Here is a 13,392-nt window from a genome sequence, read left to right on the forward strand (position 1 = left end):
GCTGCATCGCTCTACGCCTGTCGCGCATCCAGCCACGGCTGTGATGCGCGGCTGAACTCAGGGTGTGGTTGGCCCTGCCGGTGGATCCATCTCGCGCAACAGGCCGCGCTGCAAGGCCTGCGCCAGCGCACCTTCGCGGCTGCGTGCATCGAGCTTGCGGTACACGTTCTTCAAGTGAAATTTGACGGTGTTTTCCGACAGGTGCAGGCAGCGTGCGATCTGCTTGTTGGAATAGCCGCGCGCCAGTTGCGCAAGCACTTCCAGTTCGCGTTCGCTAAACAGATCGTTGGCCGGGTCGTCGTCGCCACTGAGCCTGTCCAGCAAGGCCTGGATGGTGAGCGCACGGGTAGTGCCGCCCACGGTCTGCGGGTCGTGCTGGCGTAGCGAGCGCAGCATCGCTTTTGCCGGCAGCCCCAGTTCTGCAATGGCTTGCCAGCTGCGGGTCAGTGCAACGTGATCCAGCGCGCTGTACAGATACGGCAATGCCGCAGCCAGTTCGCCGCGCTGTTGCAGCACAAGGGCGATGCGTGCGCGGGTGCGTGCCAGGTGGCAGAGGTTGTCGCTGGCAAGGCAGGCCTGTTCGATCTGGCCGAGGATGGTCAGCGCGGCGCTGCTGCGGCCGGCCAAACGATGCCAGCGCGCGAGCGCGAATCCCATCGCTGCACGGTCGCGCCAGCGGTGCGGCGAGCGCAGGGTATGCGCCAGCCCGGATTCGCCGCCGGTGCGTGCAATCAGCACATCGATGGCGGCGTTGCCCGGGTGCTCCAGCATCACCATCAAGCGCCAGGCGGCGGCCAGTTCGGACAGGCGCGCGAGCTTGCGCCCGTGTGCAATCTGCTCCACGTGTTCCAGCAAAGCGGCCGCGCTGCGGCCACTGTGATCGCGCAGGCGCTCCAGCCCCAGCGCGGTGTCGTAGCCGGCGGCCAGCACGTCGGTGCTGCCGTCGTGCTGCTCCAGGATGTCCAGCGCCGGATGCAGCAGGTCGGCGGCATCGTCGTGGTGCCCGCGTTCGTAATGCAATTGCGCCAGCAGGCAGTGTGCGGTGGCCTGCAGGACGCGGTCTGGCTGCGGCGCACGCAGGCAGCCGTTGAGTGCGTGCTGATAGCACGCCTCGGCATCGCCCAGCCGGCCGCGATAGAAAAAACTCTGCCCCAGCACCAGCAGTGCATGACCGGTGCCGAGCTCGCTGCCGCCGCGTCCCATGGCCTCGCGCCCGCCATGCGCATAGCGCTCGGCCAGCGCGAAGCCACCTTGCGCGAGTGCGGTGGCGGCGCAGATGCACAGCAGCATGCCGCGGCCAAGATGGTCGTCTTCGTCCAGCGCGGCCGCCTGGCCCGCGATCTGGGTCAGGCCATGCGGGTTGCCGCAGATTTCATCCAGCCGCTCGCGCAGTGCTGCCACCACCACGGTGTAGTCGCGTTGCAACGGCTCGCGCAGCGCGGCGGGAAAATCGCGAAAGCGCTCCAGCAGCAGACGGGCATGACTGAACTCGCCCAGCTTCATGTGCAGATGCGCCTGGGTGAGATTCAACGCAGGCGTGTCGCGGATGGTGCGGTGGTCGAAGTGGCGCAGCAGCGCGCGCACCTGATGGGTGCCATGGGTGAGCAGCAACTGCCAGGTGCCGGCGCGTGCCACGTAGCTGGCGGCCAGGTCGCCGCATTCGCCGCGCGAGGCGTGACGGACCGCGTCGGACAGGTACTGGTGTTCGCCGAACCAGCGCGCGGCACGCTGGTGAATCTGCAGCGCGCCGGCGGGATGTTCGCGATCGAGCAACTGCTGCAGGAAATCTGCGAACAACGGGTGGTAACGGAACCATTCGCGCTCGCCATCCAGCGGGATCAGCAAGCCATGGAAATGTTCCAGCCCGGCCAACAGCCGGCCACTGTCGTCGCGCTTGCGTACCGCATCGGCCAGTGCTGCGTTGACCCGCTCCAGCGGGCTGGTGCGCAGCAGCAGGTCGCGCGTGTCCGCATCCAGGTCGTTGACCACCTGTTCGGCCAGATACGCCGCAATCTGCGCGTTGCGCCCGGAAAACCGCGTGGCCACTTCCTGCTGGCGTTGTGCGCCGCCTTCCAGCCACAGCCGGGCCAGATGCAGGGCGACCGGCCAGCCTTCGGTATAGCGGCGTAGTTCGTCCACCACCGGGGCCGCCACCTGCGCACCCAGCAGCGCCTGTGCTTCGTCCTCGTCCAGCGCCAGTTCGCCGCTGCCGACGCGCGTGAGCTGGGCCTGCAATTCCAGCCGCGCCAGTGGCAGGCCAGGGACGCGGCGGGTGGACAACAGCAGGTGCAGGCGGCCACCAGCGTGTTCGATCAGCCGCAACACCAGCTCGTCGATCGCGCTGCCGCCGGGGCGGTCGTAGTCGTCCAGGATCACGCTGATGCGGCGCGGTGCCGCGCGCAGGGCGCGGATCAGCGCATTGAGTGCGTCGCGCGGATCGTGGTCGCGGCCGTGCAGGGCTGGCGCGCACAGGGCAGGGTCCGCACCGGCGCCTTGCAGGGCAAGCGCGAGATGGCCGAGAAAGCGCGCGGGCTCGGCGTCTTCTTCATCCAGCGACAGCCATGCCACGGCGACCGGCTCGCGCGCCAGCAGCTGCGCATGCCACTGCGTCAGCAGCGTGCTCTTGCCGAAGCCGGGCGGTGCCAGCAGCAGGGTCAGCGGCCGCGCCTGCGCCTGATCCAGCACGGCCAGCAGGCCGCCACGCACAACCGCGCCGACACGCGGCAACGGCGGCTCCAGCTTGCTGGCGAGCAGCCAATCGGGAAGGGTGAGGTCGCGCGACGGTGACGGGCGCGGGGTGAGCAACGCAACAGGCTTGAGCATGAGGCGAGGGCGGCCGTGGCAAAGCGTTGGCCGCGTGCCAACCGACACGCCGCGCAACACGATGAAGCAGCGGCGACGGCGCCGGAATCACCGCGAACGGTGAGATCGGCTGCACTGCGCTGCTTCGTGGGTCCCCACCCATGCCCATCCCTTGGCACCTGTCAGCAAGGTATGACAGCCACAAGACAAAAGCAAAGGTAGGACCAGGTCACAGCCGCGCGCATGAGCTCAGCGCATGACGTCGGCAAAGGCTTCGCGTGCGGCGGCCAGGGTGGCCTCGATGACGGCCTCGTCGTGGGCGCTGGATACGAAGCCCGCCTCGTAGGCCGATGGCGCCAGGTACACGCCCTGCTGCAGCATCGCGTGGAAGAAGCGGTTGAAGGTGGTTACGTCGCAGGCGGTGGCCTGGGCGTAGTTCTCCACGATCTGGTCGGTGAAGAACAGCCCGAACATGCCGCCCACCTGGTTGGTGGTCACCGCTACCCCGGCGGCGCGGGCGGCGTCTTCCAGGCCTTCGCACAGCAGGCTGGTGGTCTCGCTGAGGCGGGCGTGGAAGCCCGGTTCCTGCACCAGTTGCAGCATCGCCAGGCCCGCGGCCATTGCCACCGGGTTGCCAGACAAAGTGCCGGCCTGGTAGATCGGGCCGGCCGGGGAGATCTGTTCCATCAGGTCGCGGCCGCCGCCGTAGGCGCCCACGGGCATGCCGCCGCCGATGATCTTGCCGAAGGTGGTCAGGTCCGGGGTCACGCCGTAGTGCGCCTGCGCGCCGCCCAGCGCCACGCGGAAGCCGGTCATCACTTCGTCGAAGATCAGCAGCGCGCCGTGGCGGGTGCACAGCGTGCGCAGGTGCTGCAGATAGCCGGCCTGCGGCGGAATGCAGTTGGCATTGCCGACCACCGGCTCGATGATCACCGCCGCCACTTCGGCGCCGATCTCGTCGAACAACGCGGTGGCGCCTTCGAAATCATTGAAGCTGAGCGTGGCGGTGAGCTCGCTCAGGCCTGCCGGCACGCCTGGCGAGGTGGGCACACCCAGGGTCAGCATGCCGCTGCCGGCCTTGACCAGGAACGAGTCGCCGTGGCCGTGGTAGCAGCCCTCGAACTTGACGATGCGGTTGCGCCCGGTGGCGCCGCGTGCCAGGCGGATCGCCGACAGCGTGGCTTCGGTGCCGGAATTGACCATCCGCACCATTTCGCAGGATGGCACCAGCCGGGTGATGGTTTCGGCCATGGTCACCTCGGCCTCGCAGGGCGCGCCGAACGACAGGCCATCGCGGATGGCGCGTTCCACCGCTTCGCGCACGGCCGGGTGGTTGTGGCCGGCAATCATCGGCCCCCACGAACCCACGTAGTCGATATAGCGGTTGCCATCCACGTCGAACAGGTACGCGCCGTCGACACGCGCGACGAAGAACGGCTCGCCGCCCACCGACTTGAACGCACGCACCGGCGAGTTGACGCCGCCGGGCATCAGGTTCTGCGCCTGGGAAAACAGGGCGTGGGAGCGGGAGTGGTTCATGAGCGCAGATCCTTGAGTGGTGCCGGTGGGGGCGTCGGCACCCGGAGCGGGGCGACGCGCCGGCCATTGTCAGGCTTCGGCCGCCCGCCGCCTACCCACCAAGGCCATCCCTACCCGTTGCGGCCAAATTTCCGGGCAGGTGCGCTGCCTATTATCGAATGCGACAGCGGCCGCGACGTTTGGGCATGAGCTGATGGCGGCAGGTCATTGGCGAGCGGTCCACGTCTTCACACAGTGTTTCTGGCAACGCCGCGTCCGGCGTTGTCACGTTGGTCGCCTTGCGACCGTTTCAAACCCCGGGGAGAGAGCATGAACCGTAGTATCCAGAGACGTGCCTTGGCAGTGGCACTGCTCGTTGCACTCGGCGGCGCGCAAGCGCAGTCCACCACCGGCAGCATCGTCGGCAGTGTCGGCGAAGGTGTCGGCACCACCGTACTGGTCGAAAACAACAGCGGCTTCAGCCGCGAAGTGCCGGTAGACGCGCGCGGCCGCTACACCGCCGGCAACCTGCCGCTGGGCACCTACAAGGTCACCGTCAAGCGCGATGGCGCGGTGGTGGAAACGCGCGAGAACGTGGGCATCACGGTGGGCGCCAATACCGATGTGTCGTTTGCTGCCGCGGGGAGCGGCGTGCAGACGCTGGATAGCGTCACCGTCAACGCCGCCAGCCTGGCCACCATCGATGTCAGCAGCGTGGACACCCGCACCGTGGTCACCTCCGAACAGCTGGCGCAGCTGCCGCTGGGGCGCACCGCCGAAGCCATCGCGCTGCTGGCGCCGGGTGTGGTGGTCAACAGCGGCGGCTTCGACAACGGCCCGCTCGGCGGCTCGCTGCCCAGCTTCGGTGGCTCGGCCGCCAGCGAGAACGCCTATTACCTCAACGGCTTCAACACCACCGCCATCAGCAACAACCTGGGCGGCCTGACCCTGCCTTACGGCGCCATCGACCAGCAGGAAATCTTCACCGGCGGCTACGGCGCGCAGTTCGGCCGCTCCAACGGCGGCGTGATCAACCAGATCGGCAAGCGCGGCACCAACGAGTGGAAGTTTGGCGCCGCGGTGATCTGGGAACCCAACGGCCTGCGCACCAACCAGCGCGACATCTATTGGCGCCCGGATGCACAGGCCAGCACCGTCAACAATGCCGCATACCGCTATGCGCGCGCGGCCAACGGCCTGTACCAGCCCGCCAGCGAAGCCGAAGCCAACCAGACCACCTACAGCGCCTATGTCGGTGGCCCGATCATCCAGGACAAGCTGTTCTTCTTCCTGGCCGCCGAGCAGGTGGATTCCGACGGCACCCGCACCGCGACCAACCGCGACTCGGACAACGGCCGCACCGGCGGCTTGACCGACTACGACTACAAGCAGAAGCGCTGGTACGCCAAGGTGGACTGGAACATCACCGACAACCACCTGATCGAGGTGACCGGCGCCAGCGACGAAGCCGAAACCAACGGCGCCATCTATCGGTACGACTATCTGGCGCGCGAACGCGGCAGCTACTTCACCAACGAATCCACCTGGAAGACCGGCCCAACGCTGTTCACCGGCAAGTACACCGGCTACATCGGCGACAACCTCACCGTGACCGCGCTGTACGGCAAGATGCGCACGCCCGATGAACTGACCGCCTTCAACTACGACCCGGCCGGCGGCCCGGTGATCAATAGCGCCGCGCTGCAGAATCCGGCCTACACCGGTGGCACGCCGCGCATCGGCAACCAGCTGGTGACCTCGGTCAGCTCGCCCGACCGCGAGTACAAAAAAGACAACCAGCGCCTGAATCTGGAATGGCGCGTGGGCCACCACACGCTCAACTTCGGTATCGACAACCAGAAATCCGAAGGCATCGACGTCGGCTCGGTGCTGTCCGGCCCCGGCTATGCGTGGACCTACGGCCAGACCAACGATCCGAACGGCCTGGCGACTGGCGGTCTGGTCAGCCAGTCGGCCAACGAGGCCGGCGGCATCGGCGCGCCCAGCCCCGGCCTGGTCGATCCGGTCAACGGCTCCAGCGGCTATTACGTGGTGCGCAACATCAACACCAGCCTGTATTCGTACGAGGCCAAGCAGCGCGCCTACTACATCGAAGACAAGTGGCAGGTCACCGACAACCTGTTGCTGAGCCTGGGCCTGCGCAAGGACGAGTTCACCAACTACACCCCGTTCGGCGACCCCTATATCGAAGTCGACAACGCCTGGGCGCCGCGGCTGGGTTTCAGCTGGGACGTCAACGGCGATTCCAGCCTGAAGGTGTTCGGCAACATCGGCCGCTACTACCTGGGTCTGCCGTTGTCGGCGGTGAGCCTGTTCACGCCGGCCACCACCACCGACACCTACTACACCTACAGCGGCATCAACGCCGATGGCACGCCGGTGCTGGCGCAGCAGCTGGGGTCGGCGGTTTCGGCCAATTCGCGTTTCGGCCGCATCGCCGATGTGCGCACCGCCGTGGTCAAGGACATCGAGGGCGAAAACCAGGACGAAATCATCCTTGGCCTGACCAAGCAGCTGGACAGTGGTTGGGTGTTCGGCGTGCGCGGCACGCACCGCCGCCTCAATGCCGGCATCGACGACCAGAACTACGACGTCTCCAACACCGCGCTGATCGATGCCGCCGCCGCATAGGGCGTGACCATCGACTTCTCGCAGGTGGCCGGCGCCTCGCTGATCAACCCGGGCCAGACCAACAAGTGGGGCGTGATCGGCACCGATGGCCAGTTCCACGAAATCTCGGTCAGCCGCGAAGCAGCCGGGTTCCCGAAGTTCAAGCGCAACTATTCGGCAGTGGAGTTCAACCTGGAGCGCCCGTTCGACGGCAAATGGTACGCCAAGGTCAACTACGTGTGGTCGCATAGCTACGGCACCACCGAAGGCCAGGTGCGTTCGGACCTGTGGCGCACCGGCGGCGCGTTGGGCAGCTACCAGGGCCAGGCCTCGGTCTCGACCACGCAGAGCTGGGACCACGCGGCGCTGATGGAGCACTTCAATGGCGATCAGTCCAACGATCACCGCCACCAGTTGAAGCTGTTCGGCTTCTATCAGTTCACCCCGCAATGGGGCGCGTCGGCCAACTTCAGCCTGATCTCGGGCGCACCGCACAACTGCCTGGGCAATTACTACGGCACCGAGTACAGCGGTCGCGATCCGGCCGGTTACGGCGGCAGCGCGATCACCGGTGGGCCGTATCACTACTGCTACAACCCGGAAACAGGCACCGGCAGTGCATCGCCGCCGGGCTCGCAGGGCCGCCTGGGCTGGATCGCCCAGCTCGACATGGGCGTGACCTACAAGCCGGCCTTCGCCGACGGCAAGCTGGCGCTGCGCTTTGATGTGTTCAACATCACCAACGAGCAGACCGCAACCAACATCTACCCGTTCTCGCAGTTGCCCGACAACACCACCAATCCCCTCTGGGACCAGGTCGTGGCCTACCAGGCGCCGCGCTCGGGCCGGGTGACGCTGAGCTACGACTTCTAATTGCGTTAGGCGACGGAGGCAAAACCAGCAGCGACGCGTAATGGCACGCGTCGCTGCTTTTTTTTTTGCGCGGTATGGGGCTCTGACCAGCTTCAATCGTCTGAATAAGACGCGCGACGCGCGCGACTTTTTTACCGGGTCGACCAACGTTCTGGGTCGGCGAGGGCAGCGCGTCCTCGGCCCACTGCGCTGTTGCCTGCATCTATTCGACGCGACGACTCGATCATTCGCTTGTCTCGAGTGGGGTGGATGATGCGGATAGATCACTTGCAGAGCGGTTGATCTGCGGTTTGGCTGCAGGGCCCTTGCCCGCCTACCATCGCGGGACACGGCGCAAGTACGTCCATGTAGCCTCTTACGCGGCATCCATGCCGCGTAAGGTCCCGCGACGGTAGGCGGGCAAGGACCAGTCGAGATGGTCGGTATGCATGGTTGCCAGCAGGGCATGACGCGCTTTTAGTTCGTCAGCTAGCGTGTTCTGCGAACCATGCCAGCAAGCCTACGCAACTTGCGAGGCAGCCAGCTTTTGATCCGGCTACCGACCAACGTCCTGGTGCGGTGTCCTTGCCGATTGCGGGACTGTGTGGCGGCATGGATGCCGCTACGTAGCCTCCATGGACGGATTTACGGCGTGTCCCGCCAGCGGCGAGGGCACCGCGCACGCGACGCATCTGGCGTTTCAAGCCAAGCACTGCGGCGAAAGAGATCTTGCTGTCTTGAAACAGATGACACCGCTGAGATAAAAATCTCAGCGCTTCACACTCGTTGCGCTACTGCGTAAATCCTGCGCGATACGCCTGCACTGCGGCGACCGGGTCCGCCGCCGCATACACGCCGCTGACCACCGCAATCAAGTCGGCGCCCGCGGTCACCAGCTCGGGCACCTGCGAAGGCGTGATGCCGCCGATCGCCACACGTGGCAGTCCCAACGCAGCGGCCTCGTGCAGCAATGCAGGCGTGGCACGGCGCGTGGTCACCTTGGTGGCGGTAAGGAAGAACGCCCCAAAGGCCACATAGTTCGCACCGGCCGCCGCCGCTGCGCGCGCGCGTTCGATCTCGTCGTAGCACGACACCCCAATGATGGCCGAGGCACCCAGCAACGCGCGCGCTGCCGCCACCTCGCCATCGTCTTCACCCAGGTGCACACCGTCCGCGCCCACCTGCTGCGCAAGCGCCGCGTCGTCGTTGATGATCAATGGCACGCCATGCGCGGTGCATGCCGCGCGCAGTGCGGTGGCCTGGGCCAGGCGCAGTGCTGCATCGGCCTGCTTGTTGCGGTATTGCAACCAGGTGATGTGCGGCAGCAGCGGCAACGTGCACGCAAGCAACTGCGCGGTGTCGCGGGTGTCGGGGGTAATCAGGTAGACGCCGCGGGCGTTTTGGAGGGTCGGCATGGCAGCGCTTCCGAAAGCGGTGGGTGGGATGGGACAATGCAGCCCCACCGTTGCGTGACCGCGATTATCCGATGAGCGAGACATCCACGACCACCTACCGCACCTGGATGTGCGTCGTCTGCGGGTTTCTCTACCACGAGGCCGACGGCATTCCCGAAGAAGGCATCGCACCGGGCACCCGCTGGGAAGACGTGCCCGACAGCTGGACCTGCCCGGACTGCGGCGTGACCAAGGACGATTTCGAAATGGTGGAGATCGACTGAGCCTGCATGCGCAGCGCCGCAAGGCGTCTGCGCAACCGGCCTGATGCTGCCTGCGGTGCCCTGCAGCGCTGAGCAGTGCGTAGTGCGCAGTGAGTACCTAGTGCGCGCGTGAGCGCTGGCTGTTCAATTCAACCAGGTGCTCATGCAGGCTTGCGGCGTCCTGCGCGCTGGGGTGCAGCTGCAGGTAACGCGCCAGGTCGTGGCGGGCGCCGCTGCGGTGCCCGAGGTGCAGATACGCCATGCCGCGATCGCGCAGCGCTTCGGGCTGGTCCGGCACCAGCTTGAGAATGCGGTCGGCGCTGCGGGCGGCGCGGTCCCAATGCTCGGCATCGGCGTAGACGCCATACAGGTTGCGCAGGATGCGGATCAGGATCGCCCGGTGCGGCGCCGGGTCCAGGATCTGCGCCAATGCGCGGTCGTCGGGGATTTCCCCGCCCAGATGCGGGCGCGCGCGTTCACGCAGCTCGTCCACGCCCAGCGGGCGGCCGCCGTTGAACGGATCCATCACCAGCACCCCGTCGTCTACCGGCAGGCGTACCAGGAAGTGCCCTGGGAACGACACCCCGGCCAACGGAATGCCCAGCCGGCGCGCGACTTCGATCTGCACCATCGCCAGCGAAATCGGGTTGCCCAGCCGGCGCTCGAACACTTCGTTGAGGTAGCTGTTGCGCGGGTCGTAGTACTCGTCGTGGTTACCCGAGTAGCCCAGCTCGTCGAACAGGTAGCGGTTCACCGCGGCCATCTTCAGCGGCCACAGATCGATTGCGTCGACCTCGCGTCGCAAGTGCTCCACATGGCTTTGCACGAGCGTGTCATACAGCTCGGCGTCCAGCTGCGGATACTCGTCGCGCGCGATCAGTAGCGCGGTGGACATCAGCGGCACCGCGTCGTCGTCCAGGCTGGCGAGCGCGGTCCAATGGGGAAGTGGGAGCATGTCGACCATGACGACAAGAGTGTCGGCAAGCGGCGCGGGGTTCAAGTCCGGCACTTCCTGACAGGAGACACCGCATCGCTGTGAATCACTTCAGCTTGGGAATATCCAGGCTGAAAGTAAGCTCGGCCCCGTCACGCAGGTCGAGCTTGGCGGCCTGGCCGGCGTTGAGCTCGAGCACGTAGCGCGCCGGTTGCTTGCTGGGGTAGGGCGGGCAGGCATCGCCGGCCGAGCACGGCGGCACGTCGCGCTGTTGCGACACCAGCCGGCGCTGGTTGTCGAAATACAGGATGTCCAGCGCGATCTTGGTGTTCTTCATCCAGTACGCCTGCGGCGTCTGGCTGTCGTGGATGAACAGCATGCCGTGGTCTTCCGGCATGGCATCGCGAAACATCAGCCCCTGCGCCCGGTCGGCATCGTTTTGCGCCAGCTCCACGCTGTAGCGGGTGCCGGCCAGCTCCACCCAGGAACTGCCGGCACTGGCGCAACCGCTGAGCGCCAACAACAGGGCCAGGCCAAACAGATGGAAAACACGCATGGGCGATGCACCGCTGGAGGGGGAGCGCGCACCTTCTGCCAAGCGCCAGCGTGCGTCAAGCCGGTTCGGCCATCGCGCGGCTGTGGCTGCAGCCTGCGGTGTGCCCAGGCATGCGGCCGCATGCGGCTGTGGTTACAGCACGCGCGGTGGCTCGCCGCCGACGATCACCACGTCGGCCGGGCGGCGCGCGAACAGGCCCACGCAGACCACGCCGGGAATCTGATTCAAGTTCCGCTCCAGCGCCACCGGGTCGGTGATGTGCAGCTTGTGCACATCCAGCACCACGTTGCCGTTGTCGGTGACCACGCCGTCACGCCAGACCGGCTGCCCGCCAGTGAGCGCCAGGATCTGCCGGGCCACCAGGCTGCGCGCCATCGGGATCACCTCCACCGGCAGCGGGAAGTTGCCCAGCACCGGCACCTGCTTGCTCGGGTCGACGATGCAGATGAAGCGCTCGCTCGCCTCGGCGATGATCTTCTCGCGCGTGAGCGCCGCGCCGCCACCCTTGATCAGGCAGCGGTTCGGGTCGCACTCGTCGGCGCCATCCACATACAGCGACAGCGTGCCGGTGTGGTTGAGGTCCAGCACCTCGATGCCGTGCTGGCGCAGCCGCGCGGTGCTCTGTTCCGAGCTGGACACCGCACCCTTGATGCGATGGCCGATGCGGCCGAGTGCGTCGATGAAATACGCCACCGTCGAGCCGGTGCCGACCCCGACGATCATGCCGTCTTCCACGTAATCGATCGCCTTCTCGGCGGCCAGGCGTTTTGCTTCGGACATGGGTAAGAGCTCGGGATTAGGGAATCGGGATTGGGGAATCGCAAGAGCGGCTGGGCTGAGCCGGGATTTGCAAATCTCAAATCCCGAATCTCTACTCCCGGCTACTCCATCGCCAGCAGCAACTTCCACTGTGCGGCGGTCACCGGCAGGATGGAGAGGCGATTGCCGCGTGCGATCAGCGGGAAGCCCTCGCCCAGGGCATCGGCGTGCTGCTTGATCTCGTCCAGCGCGATGGTGCGTTTGAGTTTGCGCTCGAACGCTACGTCCACCAGCATCCAGCGCGGGTCTTCGCGCTTGGCCTTGGGGTCGTGATAGTCGGATGCCGGATCGAACTGGGTTTCGTCCGGGTAGGCGGTGCTGGCCACCTTGGCGATGCCGACAATGCCCGGCACCTTGCAATTGGAGTGGTAGAAGAACACCCCATCGCCCACCTGCATGCCATCGCGCATGAAGTTGCGCGCCTGGTAGTTGCGCACGCCGTTCCATGGCTCGGTGCCAACGCGCTCCAGGTCATCGATGGAAAACGTGTCCGGCTCGGACTTCATCAGCCAATAGCGCTTGCGGGCAGTCATGCGGGAACGGTGTCGTCTTTCAGGAAGGTGGCGTGTTCGGTGCAGATGGCATCCACCGGCACGTCCCAGGCGGCGACGGGCAAGGCGGGAACCTGCTGCGCGGCAAAGCCCACGCCGACCAGCCAGGGCGGCGGCGCCGGGCGATGCCGGAACGCGAAGCTGCGATCATACCAGCCGCCTCCCATGCCCAAGCGCCCGCAGGCGGCGTCGAAGCCGGTCAACGGCGTCACCACCAGGTCCATGTCTTCCGGGCCCAGCGTGTCGGCACGGTCCACGTCTGGCTCGGGGATGCCATAGCGGTTGCTGACCAGGCCCTGGCCCGGCTTCCACGGTGCAAAGCGCAGCACGCGCCCGTCCAGCACCGGCAGGCAATAGCGCACGCCTGGTGGCAGGCTCAGTTGCCAGCGGTGCAGCGCGATCTCGCCATCCATCGCCCAGTAGCCGGCCACCGCGCCCTGCTGCGGTGCAAACGGCAGCGCCAGCAAACGCTCGGCCAGCGCGTCGGCGGCGGCGAGGCGTTGCGCAGCGGGCAGGCTGCGCCGCGCGGCACGTAATTGCTGACGCAGCGCATCTCGGTCGTCGGACATCGGGATCTCGGCGCAAAGGGAAGCGGCATTGTCGGCCGCGGGCGCGCGCATGCCTAGCTGCGCGGTGTTGATGCGTGGATGACTGATCGCAACCTGCCGCGTGGAGGGTGCGGTCGGCGTTCGCACCCGGTTGCGGGAGTGCGAGGCGGCGCAGGCCAAGTGACTGGCGGGAGCGCATTGAACACCAATGAGTGCGTCACCACATCGCGAAGCGCGTGCGCACGTGACATTGGACAACGCACAAAAAGAAACGGCGCCCTAGGGCGCCGTTTCAGAAAAATTGCATTCTCCGCCATGACGATGTGTGCGAAACGACCTTGAACCCGGGGTTCAAGTGGGGACGTTGTGAGGCCATCGGGCTTCCCGCTACAAGGCGGACTTGCACTCCCGGCTTCGTCGCGCCCCCGTGGTCGTAATTAAGGGACAAGGCGAATGTTTTGCACACCGTCGTTCACAGCAGAGAACGCAGGTGAATTATAGACCTCCGCGCCCCGATGGCTAGC

General features: G+C 66.4%; 9 protein-coding genes, 1 other RNA gene and 1 pseudogene. 2 read left to right on the forward strand and 9 right to left on the reverse strand.

The features are described 5' to 3' along the window. Nucleotides 1-57: 57 nt before the first annotated feature. Together ACCQ09_RS04420 and hemL are read right to left on the reverse strand one after the other, a co-directional pair. On the reverse strand, nt 58-2,823 hold the full coding sequence (locus tag ACCQ09_RS04420; protein ID WP_228427718.1) for a winged helix-turn-helix domain-containing protein: 2,766 nt from the start codon (nt 2,821-2,823) through the stop codon (nt 58-60). A gap of 228 nt (nt 2,824-3,051) precedes the next feature. Then, a complete protein-coding gene (gene hemL, locus ACCQ09_RS04425; RefSeq protein ID WP_228427715.1) occupies nt 3,052-4,341 on the reverse strand; it encodes a glutamate-1-semialdehyde 2,1-aminomutase in 1,290 nt (429 codons plus the stop codon). A 309-nt stretch (nt 4,342-4,650) separates the two neighbouring features. On the opposite strand from hemL, the pseudogene ACCQ09_RS04430 reads away from it, so the two are divergent. Further along, a pseudogene (locus ACCQ09_RS04430) lies at nt 4,651-7,824 on the forward strand (TonB-dependent receptor domain-containing protein). Nucleotides 7,825-8,594: 770 nt separating this feature from the next. Here the strand turns inward: ACCQ09_RS04430 and thiE are convergent. After that, on the reverse strand, nt 8,595-9,218 hold the full coding sequence (gene thiE, locus ACCQ09_RS04435) for a thiamine phosphate synthase (protein ID WP_228427714.1): 624 nt from the start codon (nt 9,216-9,218) through the stop codon (nt 8,595-8,597). 23 nt (nt 9,219-9,241) lie between these two features. Here thiE and ACCQ09_RS04440 point away from each other — a divergent pair, with 23 nt between their 5' ends. Further along, entirely contained in the window at nt 9,242-9,481 is a 240-nt protein-coding gene (locus ACCQ09_RS04440) for a rubredoxin (protein WP_029216955.1), read from the forward strand. A gap of 97 nt (nt 9,482-9,578) precedes the next feature. Here the strand turns inward: ACCQ09_RS04440 and ACCQ09_RS04445 are convergent, their stop codons facing one another. The 6 genes from ACCQ09_RS04445 to ssrS all read right to left on the reverse strand — a co-directional run bounded on the left by ACCQ09_RS04445 (nt 9,579) and on the right by ssrS (nt 13,355). Continuing rightward, nucleotides 9,579-10,460 carry a SirB1 family protein gene (locus ACCQ09_RS04445; RefSeq protein ID WP_011038369.1) on the reverse strand — a complete coding sequence of 294 codons (882 nt, stop codon included), beginning with the start codon at nt 10,458-10,460 and terminating at the stop codon, nt 9,579-9,581. A 40-nt stretch (nt 10,461-10,500) separates the two neighbouring features. Then, nucleotides 10,501-10,950 (reverse strand): DUF192 domain-containing protein, encoded by a 450-nt coding sequence (locus tag ACCQ09_RS04450; protein WP_040940718.1) that lies wholly within the window; start codon nt 10,948-10,950, stop codon nt 10,501-10,503. Nucleotides 10,951-11,082: 132 nt separating this feature from the next. After that, nucleotides 11,083-11,730 carry a ribose-5-phosphate isomerase RpiA gene (gene rpiA, locus ACCQ09_RS04455; protein ID WP_040940719.1) on the reverse strand — a complete coding sequence of 216 codons (648 nt, stop codon included), beginning with the start codon at nt 11,728-11,730 and terminating at the stop codon, nt 11,083-11,085. Between the two features lie 101 nt (nt 11,731-11,831). Beyond that, the gene (locus ACCQ09_RS04460; RefSeq protein WP_014508841.1) at nt 11,832-12,302 is read right to left on the reverse strand and encodes an EVE domain-containing protein; all 471 of its coding nucleotides are present in this window, start codon (nt 12,300-12,302) and stop codon (nt 11,832-11,834) included. Continuing rightward, nucleotides 12,299-12,889 carry a 5-formyltetrahydrofolate cyclo-ligase gene (locus ACCQ09_RS04465; protein WP_040942240.1) on the reverse strand — a complete coding sequence of 197 codons (591 nt, stop codon included), beginning with the start codon at nt 12,887-12,889 and terminating at the stop codon, nt 12,299-12,301. The genes ACCQ09_RS04460 and ACCQ09_RS04465 overlap by 4 nt, the downstream gene beginning before the upstream one ends. A gap of 282 nt (nt 12,890-13,171) precedes the next feature. Then, nucleotides 13,172-13,355, reverse strand: a non-coding RNA gene (gene ssrS, locus ACCQ09_RS04470) — 6S RNA. Nucleotides 13,356-13,392: the final 37 nt, after the last annotated feature.

Origin of the sequence: Xanthomonas sp. NCPPB 2586 (assembly GCF_041475775.2) — a bacterium.
GTDB classification, from domain to species: Bacteria; Pseudomonadota; Gammaproteobacteria; order Xanthomonadales; family Xanthomonadaceae; genus Xanthomonas; species Xanthomonas campestris.